The sequence below is a fragment of the Desulfobacter hydrogenophilus genome, assembly GCF_004319545.1.
Classification (GTDB): Bacteria; Desulfobacterota; Desulfobacteria; order Desulfobacterales; family Desulfobacteraceae; genus Desulfobacter; species Desulfobacter hydrogenophilus.
The window spans coordinates 794,215-805,826 of record NZ_CP036313.1 but is presented as its reverse complement, the minus strand read 5'-3'; the positions used below and the strand labels follow the sequence as shown (position 1 = coordinate 805,826).

The 11,612-nt window shown below is 48.6% G+C and carries 11 protein-coding genes; 10 read left to right on the top strand and 1 reads right to left on the bottom strand.

The genetic code is table 11. The features are described from left to right. Positions 1 to 10: 10 nt before the first annotated feature. Positions 11 to 2,341, top strand: a complete 2,331-nt coding sequence (locus tag EYB58_RS03525) for an FAD-dependent oxidoreductase (RefSeq protein WP_111959761.1) — start codon at positions 11 to 13, stop codon at positions 2,339 to 2,341. A gap of 219 nt (positions 2,342 to 2,560) precedes the next feature. Here EYB58_RS03525 and EYB58_RS03520 read toward each other — a convergent pair whose 3' ends face one another. Further along, the gene (locus EYB58_RS03520) at positions 2,561 to 2,779 is read right to left on the bottom strand and encodes a Nif11-like leader peptide family natural product precursor (RefSeq protein WP_111959760.1); all 219 of its coding nucleotides are present in this window, start codon (positions 2,777 to 2,779) and stop codon (positions 2,561 to 2,563) included. 376 nt (positions 2,780 to 3,155) lie between these two features. Here EYB58_RS03520 and modA point away from each other — a divergent pair, with 376 nt between their 5' ends. From modA to nifK, 9 genes are all read left to right on the top strand, one after another. Beyond that, a complete protein-coding gene (gene modA, locus EYB58_RS03515; RefSeq protein ID WP_111959758.1) occupies positions 3,156 to 3,911 on the top strand; it encodes a molybdate ABC transporter substrate-binding protein in 756 nt (251 codons plus the stop codon). A 26-nt stretch (positions 3,912 to 3,937) separates the two neighbouring features. Then, positions 3,938 to 4,618, top strand: a complete 681-nt coding sequence (modB, locus tag EYB58_RS03510) for a molybdate ABC transporter permease subunit (RefSeq protein WP_242637542.1) — start codon at positions 3,938 to 3,940, stop codon at positions 4,616 to 4,618. A gap of 2 nt (positions 4,619 to 4,620) precedes the next feature. Continuing rightward, positions 4,621 to 5,676 carry a molybdenum ABC transporter ATP-binding protein gene (gene modC, locus EYB58_RS03505; RefSeq protein ID WP_111959754.1) on the top strand — a complete coding sequence of 352 codons (1,056 nt, stop codon included), beginning with the start codon at positions 4,621 to 4,623 and terminating at the stop codon, positions 5,674 to 5,676. 11 nt (positions 5,677 to 5,687) lie between these two features. Next, complete coding sequence (locus EYB58_RS03500) at positions 5,688 to 6,161, top strand: GNAT family N-acetyltransferase (protein WP_111959752.1); 474 nt, start codon at positions 5,688 to 5,690, stop codon at positions 6,159 to 6,161. 551 nt (positions 6,162 to 6,712) lie between these two features. Next, the gene (gene nifH / locus EYB58_RS03495; RefSeq protein WP_111960560.1) at positions 6,713 to 7,537 is read left to right on the top strand and encodes a nitrogenase iron protein; all 825 of its coding nucleotides are present in this window, start codon (positions 6,713 to 6,715) and stop codon (positions 7,535 to 7,537) included. 32 nt (positions 7,538 to 7,569) lie between these two features. Beyond that, a complete protein-coding gene (locus EYB58_RS03490; protein WP_111960562.1) occupies positions 7,570 to 7,929 on the top strand; it encodes a P-II family nitrogen regulator in 360 nt (119 codons plus the stop codon). Next, a complete protein-coding gene (locus tag EYB58_RS03485) occupies positions 7,926 to 8,306 on the top strand; it encodes a P-II family nitrogen regulator (protein WP_111960564.1) in 381 nt (126 codons plus the stop codon). The genes EYB58_RS03490 and EYB58_RS03485 overlap by 4 nt, the downstream gene beginning before the upstream one ends. A 38-nt stretch (positions 8,307 to 8,344) precedes the next feature. Beyond that, entirely contained in the window at positions 8,345 to 9,976 is a 1,632-nt protein-coding gene (nifD, locus tag EYB58_RS03480; RefSeq protein WP_111960566.1) for a nitrogenase molybdenum-iron protein alpha chain, read from the top strand. A gap of 254 nt (positions 9,977 to 10,230) precedes the next feature. After that, complete coding sequence (nifK, locus tag EYB58_RS03475) at positions 10,231 to 11,607, top strand: nitrogenase molybdenum-iron protein subunit beta (protein ID WP_111960568.1); 1,377 nt, start codon at positions 10,231 to 10,233, stop codon at positions 11,605 to 11,607. Positions 11,608 to 11,612 lie beyond the last annotated feature (5 nt).

The following is an 11,612-nucleotide window of genomic DNA, read 5'->3' as shown; positions in this document are numbered from 1 at the left end:
AGGACGGGATATGATGAAAAGCGACTATATTTTTATAGCAGGTAAAAGAGACGAAAAACGAATTTCCTCGCGGGTACTTGAAGAGACTATTCACCAGCACATCAAGCGAGGCAACAGAAAGCTTGAAGTCCAGGCCTTTGGCCAGCATGGTATTGGCGGACGACTCTGGGATTGCGCCCCTGACAGGATAGACATCCGTATTATTGGTCATTCCGGCCAGCGCACAGGCTCCCTTGGCACACCCAATACAAGAATAGAAGTCATGGGTCCGGCCTCGGATGATATTGGCTGGCTCAACGCCGGTGCTGAAATCATTGTGCACGAGTCTGCCTCCAACGGGGTCATGAACGGTGCAGCCCAGGGCAAGGTGTTTGTGGGCGGCTCCATCGGTGCCCGGGGTATGACCATGACAAAGCGTAATCCCAGATTTGAGCCCCCTGAGCTGTGGGTATTGGGGACGGCAGGGGATTACTTTGGTGAATTCATGGCCGGCGGAATTGCTGTTGTCTGCGGTTTAAACGCTGTTAACCCGGAACAGGTGCTGGGTTACAGGCCTCTGGTGGGCATGGTGAGCGGCAAGGTTTTTGTTCGTGGTGATGCCAAAAGTTATTCCGACAAGGATGCCAAGGAAGTGGACCTTGATGATCAGGAATGGCAATGGCTGACCCAGGGCCTTAAAATTTTTCTTAAAAAAATTGAACAGCCGAAACTGTTTGGCGAACTGGCTGTGCGAGAAGACTGGCGGCTGTTTGAAGCCAAAAATCCCCATGAAAAGGCCGAAGGGCCGGAACGTAAATCTGTATCCTGGTTTAGGGAACAGGTCTGGGATGCGGAACTTGGTCGCGGCGGCCTGATCGGAGATCTCCAGGAAACGGAAAAAGGGACTGTACCGGTCATTACCAAGGGCGAGTACAGAAGATATATTCCGGTCTGGGAGCACGGTAAATATATCTCGCCGTGCCAGGCATCCTGCCCCACCGGAATCCCGGTCCAGCAGCGCTGGGCCATGATCCGGACCGATAACATTGATGAAGCCATATCCATGGGCCTTGAGTATTCTCCGTTTCCGGCGACCGTGTGCGGTCACCTGTGCCCCAGTCCGTGTATGGCGTCCTGCACACGGAACCTGTCCTATATGGCTCCCATTAATGTTCGTCTTTTGGGTCAGGCTGCCCAAAATATCAAACCGCCAAAACCGGCCAAAGAATCCCGAAAGAAAGTGGCCGTCATCGGCGGGGGCCCGGGTGGTATTTCTGCGGCCTGGCAACTCACCATGAAAGGCCATACCGCTACGGTATTTGAAGCCGGACAGAACATTGCCGGGAAAATTTCCGCTCTGATTCCCGAATCCCGAATCCCTGCCGACACCCTGAATGCCGAAATAGACCGGATAAAGTCTTATATAAAAGATATAAGACTGGGAGAAAAAGTTGATGCGAAAAAGTTCAAAGAGATAAAAAATAGCCATGACTATGTTGTGGTGGCAGCCGGGGGCAATAAACCCAGATCCCTTCCGATCAAAGGTGCCGAACGGGCTCTTTTTGCCAATGATTTTCTTGAGAAGGCCAAAGCAAACAAGATAAAACCAGGCAAAAAGATAGTGATTATCGGTGCCGGTAATGTGGGCTGTGATGTGGCCACCGAAGCCCACCGGCTGGGTGCTGTTGATATAACCCTTATTGATGTCCAGAAACCGGCTGCATTCGGCAAAGAAAGAGAGGATGCCGAAGAATGCGGTGCTCACTTCCGCTGGCCGGTATTCACCGAAGAAATTAATTCCCAAGGGATCAAACTTGAGAGTGGCGAAATACTGCCGGCTAATACGGTGGTGATCTCCATCGGAGACGTGCCTGATCTATCTTTTCTTGATGAGGGGATTGAGCTTGAAAGAGGGTTTGTCAAGGTGAACGAAGCCGGCCGATCCTCGGATGAAAAGGTCTTTGCCATCGGGGATGCGGTGGGCCCGGGACTTATCACCAATGCCATCGGCGCAGGCAGACGGACAGCCATAGTCATTGATCAGCTGCTCAAAGGGCAGGCTCCTGATATGGAAGGCCTTGCCCCCATGATCGATACCCGGCGTGTAAATTTGACCTATTATAACCCTATACATGATGCCAATACATTAGAAGCGTGCGGTGAGGAATGTGCCTCCTGCGGAAATTGCAAGGATTGCGGCATCTGCGTGGCAGTTTGCCCTGAAGGGGCTATCAGCCGGCAGGAAAAGGCAACCGGCTTTGAGTATGTGGTGGATGGATCCAAATGCATTGGATGCGGATTCTGCAAAGGGGCATGCCCCTGCGGTGTGTGGGAATTGATACCCAATACGCCCCTGATGTAACAATACAATAATTGAGGTCAAATCAAAGTTTTGATTTGACCTCAATTATTGCAATCATCAAAAAAAACAATCGAAGAAAATTGAAAAACGGTGCTGTCGATAGACAGCACCGTTTGCTTCGATTTTTACATGAAAGTTTCAATTAAGTAATTAAAGGCCTTTCATGTTCTGTTGTAAATTGCGTCTGGGGTGTTGATAGATCAGGTCAGCCCATGGCTGTTATACCCAAATGCCTTTCTTTGGCGGATTGCCATATGAATCGAAAGAGTCCCCATTCATCTTCAATACCGCTTGCAGTTCTTCCACAGTAAACTCAAAACCATCTTCTTTTGCCATGGCGCAAAATTTTTCCATTGAAAAACAGTTGTCGTACTTTACGCGGAATTTGCGGTCATCTGCTCCCTTATCTAAAAAGGCTAGAACGTTTTCTTTTGACATTGTGCTTCTCCATTAATTAATAAGTTAAATAAAAATAAAACTAATGCAAAGAGTATTCCAGGTCCGAAGAAATATTATATTAATAATAAAAAAAGGCCCATTTGTAGCTTGAAAATATGGCTTGACATTGTTTTGCCGTCGATGATAACCGTATTCCGAATAACAGCCATGGCCGACCTGGTCTTCCACCGCGGTTAGGCCACGACAGATTATGAAAGAAACTAACCGGTTAGTTCAGTTCTTTCATATAAAACAGCCACGGGCTGATCTGGGATATCGATGCCCAAGTTCGACCCACAACAAAGCATGAAAATAAAACAATAATGTATTTTGATTTTTATATGAAACGGATAAATACGAAAAAGGAGGGTTTGACGTGAAAAAGGTATGTGTATTAAACATTTTTGTTGTTTTTATACTGCTGGTGTTCAGTACCTATGCCCAGGCTGGGCAGGTTCGTGTTTCAGTGGCAAAGAGTATGAGTAATCTGTGCAATAATTTGATAGTACAGTTTCAGGAACAGTATCCGGATGTGAAAATTGTCCCAAATTTTGGGTCATCCGGCGCCTTAGCAAAGCAAATCGAACAGGGGGCGCCTGCAGATATTTATGTTTCTGCCAATCCGAAGTGGATGACGCATTTGATTGAAAAGGGCAAGATTGAGTCGGACACCAAAAAAATATTTGCACATAATGCGTTGGTTTTTGTGGGTAAGTCAAGTACGGATGCTCAATCTATGAGCGATTTACAGAAGCTGACGCGTGTTGCCTTGGGCAGTCCCAACAGCGTGCCGGCCGGTCAGTATGCTAAGCAGGCGATGGATAAAGAGGGCATATATGATGAAATGCTCAAGAATGGGCAACTGATCATGGCAAAGGACGTCCGCCAGGCACTGATCTATGCCGACCGGGGAGAGACCGACGGCGCGTTTGTTTACAAAACGGATGCGATGCTCGCCATCAATGCCAAGATTCTGTTTGAAGTGCCTCTTGAGTTTTATAGTCGAGTAACCTATCCGGTTGCAATGACAAAGGACAGCGACGGGAACGCCGATGCCAAACTCTTCTATGACTATATCGTTTCTGAAGCGGCCCATTCGGAAATGATTCGTCTTGGTTTTACACTGCCCTGATACGGGGCATGGTAAATGAAATTACAATGCTGACACTTTCTCCCCAGGATATTTCTGCCGTCGGGCTTTCCCTGAAGGTTGCCTGCTCGGCGACCTTGATCTCCACCCCCTTTGGCATTGCTTGTGGTTACTTTCTTGCCTTCGGTAAAATTAGAGGCAAGGCCGTGGTGGAAGGGCTTATCAGTCTGCCATTAGTCTTGCCGCCGGTTGTGGTCGGATATTTGTTGCTGCTGTCCTTCGGGTCCAACGGTTTGATCGGTAAGTTTTTGAACCTTTTGGGTATTCAGGTGGTTTTTTCACTCACCGGTGCTGTTATTGCCTCGGCGGTTGTCGGATTCCCCCTGATGGTCCGTTCAATCCGTATTGGTATGGAGGCGGTGGATCAATCCTATATTTCAGTATCTCGAACCCTTGGTGCGGGATGGTGGGATAGCTTTTTTACCATTGTTCTGCCTTTGAGCGGTCGTGCGATTTTTGCCGGGATGTCGTTGATGTTTGCCAGAAACCTGGGTGAGTTCGGCGCAACCGTTATCCTTGCCGGCAATATCCCGGGGGTGACACAGACAATACCCTTGGCAATTTATGAATACACCTCTGTTCCGGGTGGAGACAGGATGGCGCTGACGCTGTGTCTGGTCTCCATCAGCCTTTCTTTTGCCATCCTTCTTATTAGTGAGGCAATAAACCGCAAGTTCAGGAGAGGGTAGCAGTGCAGTTAGATGTTGAGTTAAAAAAAAGTTTCAAGGATTTCACCCTTGATGTGGCCTTCAGTCTCTCCTCACCAAGGACGGGGATTTTCGGTCCGTCAGGAAGCGGAAAATCAACGATTATGAATCTGCTGTCCGGCCTGGAACTGCCGGACAGCGGTTTTATTCGATTGGGTGATACCGTTCTTTTTGATGCAAAGAGAAAGATTAATTTGAAGCCGAATCAGCGCAACATCGGTGTTGTGTTTCAGCATGCCCATCTATTCCCCCATATGAGCGTTAAAAAAAATCTCTTCTATGGATATAAACGGATCAAACTCGAAAATAGACAGATTGATCCCGAAGGCCTTTTTAAGGTTCTTGGTATTACGCAGCTTTTGTCCAGGGATGTTTCCACCCTGTCAGGCGGGGAACGGCAGCGTATTGCCCTGGCAAGGACGGTTCTGTCAAATCCTCGGCTTATTTTGATGGATGAACCGCTTTCGGCTTTGGATGAGGGGCATAAATTTCAGATTATTCCGTATTTGAAAAATGTCTTCAACAATTACGGCATTCCCATGATTTTCATCAGCCATTCGGTGCTGGAGATGCGGATGATGACCGATGAGGTTTTTGTGATCCAAAAGGGCCGTATTCAGCGGCACAGTGCGGCTGAGGAACTGGTGAGAAAATCGTGGGGCAGCGGTCTTGAAAGTTATGTCAACTTGATTAATCTGGGTGGTGCCACACCCTGTAAGGATCTGTTTCGTTATAAGTGGGGGCATATCAATTTCATTCTCACTGAACCGGCAGAGGGTGAAGAAAATCTTTTTGAGCTCGATTCCCGGGACATTCTTCTTTTCAAGCGGCATCCCGAGGCAACAAGTGCCAGAAACCTTTTGCAATGTACTGTGACCGATATTTATAGCAGCGGAAATCGTGTGCGTGTGGGGCTTGCCTGTGGTAATGAACATCTGATTGCCCAGATCGTTTCCGAATCTGTGCGTGAGTTGGGGATTGAAGAAGGCGCGATGGTGGTGGCGGCAATAAAGGCATCGGCATTCAAGAAAATATTCTAAGGAAAAAAGTTATGGAAATTATCATTAAAGATGCACGCCCTATCGATATTGATCAGATGTTGCCTCTGCTGACCCAGCAGTTTGCAACAGAACAGGATTTTAAATTTAATCCCGGTGTCCAGGTCCAGGCCCGGGGTCTGCGACTGATGCTGGACGGCTGCGGGAAACACAGGGCTGTGAAGGTGGCGTGGATGAATGACACAATTGTAGGCTTGTGTTCGGCCCAAGCTCAAATTTCAATGGTCCAGGGTAATCTCAATGCGGTGGTAAGTGATCTAATTGTGGATCGTGCATACAAGAAGAAAGGACTATCAACCCTTCTGCTGTCTGCCATCGAAGGCTGGGCTGTAAATAAGGGGATAAAATCCATCTCTCTGCTTGCAGACAAAGACGACAAGGACTGTCTTGATTTTTATAATAAAGACGCGTGGAAACGCACCTCATTGATCTGTCTGGTCAAATCCCTGGATCAAGAACGCCTATAACAAGCGTGTGGGTTGACCTGGCTTCTCACCGTGGCTCAGCCCACAGAAAAAGTTAAAAGATCTGTGTGGGTTGCACAAATTCTCTTATAAAAACACCTTAAATCAGAAGATATTCTTCACATATCCGTCAGCAAAAAAAAATAAATTAAAAACTTACACTTTTGGAGTCTTTAATTATAGCCAGATTAAAAGTGCTCTAATAGCTAACATCCTGTTCGTTCTCATTAAAATTTTCCAACACCCCCCTTTTAACACCCGGTAAAGATCAGTCTTATGAAGAATAATCAATCTATTGATAAAATATTACATATTTGAATCGATATATGTTTCGTATTTGTAATATATATACCCCTGTCTAAACTCGGCGCACATAAATAAAAAAATTTTTTTATTTAAATCAATTTGTAATTCAAACAAGTTAGATCTTTTTGCAGTTCATCCCAAATCACGATGGAACGTCCGTTGCAGTTACTGGCATTACGACAACGGACAGGTTCTTTGCCTGTTAAAACTAAAAACAACGAACGCTTAATTAAGGAGCTAAAAAGACAATGAGAAAGGTAGCAATCTACGGAAAAGGCGGCATCGGCAAATCCACTACAACTCAGAATACGGTAGCAGGACTGGTGGAGGCCGGCAAAAAAATCATGATCGTGGGCTGTGACCCCAAGTCTGACTCCACACGGCTTATGCTCAATGGCCTGGCCCAGAAAACCGTTCTGGATACCCTGAGAGAAGAGGGTGAAGATGTTGAACTTGAAGATGTCAGAAAAGCGGGATACGGCGGGGTTATGTGCACGGAATCAGGCGGACCGGAACCCGGTGTTGGCTGCGCCGGCCGAGGGATCATCACCTCCATCAACCTGCTGGAACAGCTGGGCGCTTATGACGAAGAGCAGAATTTGGATTATGTATTTTATGATGTTCTGGGTGACGTTGTCTGTGGCGGATTTGCCATGCCCATCCGTGAAGGCAAGGCCCAGGAAATTTATATTGTCGTCTCCGGCGAGATGATGGCTATGTACGCGGCCAACAACATCTGCAAGGGTATCGTAAAATTTGCCCAGTCCGGCGGAGTTCGTCTCGGCGGCTTGATCTGTAACTCCCGTCAGGTCGACAACGAAGAGGAAATGATTTTACAGCTGGCCAAGAAACTGGGCACCCAGATGATCCACTTTGTTCCCAGGCACAACATGGTTCAGCAGGCTGAGATCAACAGAAAAACGGTTATTGATTTTGCGCCGGACCACCCCCAGGCAGATGAATACCGGGCCCTGGCCAGAAAAATGGATGAAAATAAAACGTTTGTCATCCCCACGCCCCTTGAGATTGAAGAACTGGAGTCCCTGCTCATTGAATACGGGATCGCGGCGTAACCAAAAACCTAAGAACCATAAGGAATATTTAAATGAAAGTAATGATTAAAGCCATCGTTCGCCCTGAAAAAGTTAACGCAGTCATGGCCGCCCTCATGGAATCAGGATATCCGGCGGTCACCCGGATGAGTGTGGCCGGACGTGGAAAACAGCGGGGAATCAAAATCGGTGAAATCACCTATGACGAAATTCCCAAGGAGATGCTTTTATCGGTTATCGATGAAAAAGATCGTGATTTTGTCCTTAAAACCATTTTACAAACCGCAAAGACCGGTGAGAAAGGCGCCTTTGGCGACGGCAAGATTTTTATCTCTCCGATCATTGAGTCTTATACCATCAGCTCAGGCAAAAAAGACATAGACCTTGATGAAGACCTGGCGGTGGCATCATGAAAGAGATCATGGCTATTGTTCGCATGAACAAGATCAATGCGACCAAAAAGGCCTTGATTGGCGCGGGTGTTTCTTCCATGACCGCCCAGGAGTGTCTGGGACGCGGCAAAGCCCTGGTGAGCATGGAGCTGCTTAAGGGTGCGCAAGAGGGGCATGAAGAGGCCATTGCCCAGCTGGGCCAGAGCGACGGCCTCCAGCCCAAGCGGGCCATCTTTGTGGTTGTGCCGGACAAACTGGTTCAAAAAACCGTAGACACCATTATAGACGCCAACCAAACCGGAAAAACAGGAGACGGGGTCATATGGGTCATGCCCACCGACGACTCCATCTCCGTGAGGACATCTGAAAGCGGAGATGCCGTTCTTGACGAATTTTAAGTAAAATAACATGAGAGAAAAGATAGGGGTATAAACATATGACAGGCGAACGAACCCATACCGTTAACCCGGAAGATATAAAAAAAGAAATACTGTCCAAGTATCCGCCCAAAGTGGCCCGGAAACGCGGCAAACAGATCACCCCGGTTTCAAGCGATGATAAAGAGGGCCTCCAGGTAGGCGCCAATGTCAGGACCGTTCCGGGCATCATCACCCAGCGCGGATGCTGCTATGCCGGCTGCAAAGGCGTTATTATGGGTCCGACCCGGGATATCATCAATTTAACCCATGGCCCCATCGGCTGCGGATTTTATTCCTGGCTGACCCGGCGCAACCAGACCCGTCCCCCATCAGACGATGCCGACAATTATATGACCTACTGCTTTTCCACGGACATGAAGGACGAAGACATTGTTTTCGGCGGGGAAAAGAAACTTAAAGCGGCCATTCAGGAGGCCTATGACATTTTTAAACCCAAGGCCATCTCCATCTTTTCCACCTGTCCGGTGGGTCTGATCGGCGATGATGTCCATGCCGTGGCAAGGGAGATGAAGGAAAAGCTTGGCATCAATATTTTTGGATTTTCCTGTGAAGGCTACAAGGGCGTGAGCCAGTCCGCTGGCCATCATATTGCCAACAACGCCATTTTTAAACATGTTGTGGGCTTGAATGACACGGTCATGGACGCGAAATTTAAAATTAATTTGCTGGGTGAATACAACATCGGCGGCGACGGGTTCATCATTGACGAATTGTTGCATAAGTGTGGCATTGACCTTGTTTCCACATTTTCAGGCAATTCCACCGTTGACCAGTTTGCCAACTGTCACACCGCAGATCTCAATGCGGTCATGTGCCACAGATCCATTAACTACGTCGCAGACATGCTGGAGACAAAGTACGGCATTCCCTGGATAAAAATCAGCTTTACGGGACCAACGTCAACCGCCAGCAGCCTGCGTAAAATAGCCGCTTATTTTGAAGACCAGGAACTCATTGACCGGGTGGAAGAGGTGATTGCCGAGGAGATGATTCCCGTTGAGGCCAAAATCAAAGATGTCAAAAAACGGTGTGAGGGCAAAACCGCCATGATGTTTGTGGGTGGTTCCCGGGCCCACCACTACCAGGAACTGTTCAAAGAGATCGGCATGAAGGTGCTGTCCGCCGGATACGAATTTGCCCACAGGGATGATTATGAAGGACGCCATGTCATTCCGGATATCAAGGTTGATGCCGATTCCAGAAATATTGAAGAATTGACCATAGAAAAAGATGAAAACCTGTACAGCCCCAGAAAGACCCCGGAACAGATGCAGGCGCTGGAAGAAAAGGGGTATCCGTTTAAAGAGTATGAGGGTCTGCTCCCTGAAATGACCAAAGGCTCCCTGATCGTTGATGACATCAGCCATCACGAAACAGAAACCCTGATCGCCATGTACAAGCCGGACATCTTCTGTGCCGGTATCAAGGAAAAATATGCAGTTCAGAAGCACGGTATTCCCATGAAACAGCTCCACTCCTATGATACGGGTGGGCCATACGCGGTATTTAAAGGCGCGATAAACTTTTTTGAAGAAATTGACCGCATGCTCAATGCCAATATCTGGCAATACCTGGAAGCCCCCTGGCAGAAGGACCCCGAATTGTCCGCCACGTTCGTTGGGGAATAACGGCCATGGGCCAAGGATTTCATATAACAGCCATGGGCCGACCTGGTTTATCAATACCCAGGCACAGCCCACAACAAAGGTTGAAAGATCTGAGTAACTTATCCAGACTTTCATATAAAACAGCCATGGGCTGACCTGGTCTATCAACACCCAGACTCAGCCCACAACGAGAGTTGAAAGATCTGGGTAGGTTACACAGACTTTCGTATAAAAAATACCTGAAAACATAGATAAAAAGCAACAGGAGTAAACTTATGCTGCTTCGACATACACCCAAAGAGATTAAAGAAAGAAAAGTCCTGTCTGTTAACCCGGCGAAGACCTGCCAGCCCATCGGGGCCATGTACGCAGGCTTAGGGATCCATGGCTGCCTGCCTCACAGTCATGGTTCCCAGGGCTGCTGCGCCTATCACAGGTCCGCGCTGACCCGTCATTACCGTGAACCCATTATGGCGGCCACCTCCTCCTTTACTGAAGGGGCATCGGTATTCGGTGGCCAGGCCAACCTGCTTCAGGCCCTTCTAACCATCTTCACCACGTATAAGCCGGACGTGGTTGCGGTGCACACCACCTGTCTGTCGGAAACCATTGGCGACGACGTGAACCAGATTGTCAAGAAGGCCTATAAAGACGGCACAATCCCCGAAGGCAAGTATGTTGTCCATACATCCACCCCATCCTATGTGGGATCCCATGTCACAGGTTTTTCCAACATGGTTAAGTCTATGGCCCTCCAGCTTGCTGAAAAGACCGGCAAATCCAACGGGAAAGTCAACATTGTGCCCGGATTTGTGGAGCCTTCGGATATGGCTGAAATGAAGCGGATCGCTGCGATGTTGGGCATTGAATCCATCCTCTTCCCGGACACCTCGGGTATTTTGAACGGCCCTATGACCGGCAAATTCAATATGTACCCCAAGGGCGGCGTTTCCATCGAAGAATTGAAGAGTATCGGCGACAGTATCGGCTCCATCGGGCTGGGCGCCTGGGCCTCGGCAGATCCGGTCAGAGCGATTGACTCTCAGTTCAAGGTCCCCTGCCAGGTGCAGGATCTGCCCATCGGCCTTTTGGCCACAGACCGGTTTGTTGATGCCCTGCGCACCGCAGCCGGCGTCTCGGTACCCGATACCATTAACCAGGAACGCGGCCAGCTTTTAGATGTGATCTCAGACATGCAGCCCCACCTGTACGGCAAAAAGGTGGCCATTGCCGGAGACCCGGATCAGGTCATCGCCCTGACCGAATTTCTGGTGACCATCGGCATGAAACCGGTTCACATCGTTACCGGCACCCCGGGCAAGGCCTTTACCAAGCGGATCAAGGAAGTTACGGCCCGGTTCGGAGACGAGATCAACGTCAAGAGTCCAAGCGACCTGTTCCACCTGCATCAGTTGATCAAAAACGAACCTGTGGACCTGCTCATCTGCAATACCTACGGCAAGTACATTGCCCGGGACGAGGACATTCCGTTTGTACGCCACGGATTCCCCATTCTGGACCGGGTCGGTCACTCCTACTTTCCCACCGTGGGATACAAAGGCGGGTTGCATTTCCTGGAAAAGATTTTGGGTGCCCTGATGGACCGCACGGACCGGGATGCACCGGAAGAACGTTTTGAACTGGTAGAGTAAATGAC

Coding starts and splice junctions, on each gene's coding strand:
- EYB58_RS03490 (WP_111960562.1), top strand. CDS start 7,570: ATGAAAGTAATGATTAAAGCCATCGTTCGCCCTGAAAAAGTTAACGCA.
- nifH (WP_111960560.1), top strand. CDS start 6,713: ATGAGAAAGGTAGCAATCTACGGAAAAGGCGGCATCGGCAAATCCACT.
- modB (WP_242637542.1), top strand. CDS start 3,938: ATGCTGACACTTTCTCCCCAGGATATTTCTGCCGTCGGGCTTTCCCTG.
- EYB58_RS03520 (WP_111959760.1), bottom strand. CDS start 2,779: ATGTCAAAAGAAAACGTTCTAGCCTTTTTAGATAAGGGAGCAGATGAC.
- EYB58_RS03525 (WP_111959761.1), top strand. CDS start 11: ATGATGAAAAGCGACTATATTTTTATAGCAGGTAAAAGAGACGAAAAA.
- EYB58_RS03500 (WP_111959752.1), top strand. CDS start 5,688: ATGGAAATTATCATTAAAGATGCACGCCCTATCGATATTGATCAGATG.
- nifD (WP_111960566.1), top strand. CDS start 8,345: ATGACAGGCGAACGAACCCATACCGTTAACCCGGAAGATATAAAAAAA.
- nifK (WP_111960568.1), top strand. CDS start 10,231: ATGCTGCTTCGACATACACCCAAAGAGATTAAAGAAAGAAAAGTCCTG.
- EYB58_RS03485 (WP_111960564.1), top strand. CDS start 7,926: ATGAAAGAGATCATGGCTATTGTTCGCATGAACAAGATCAATGCGACC.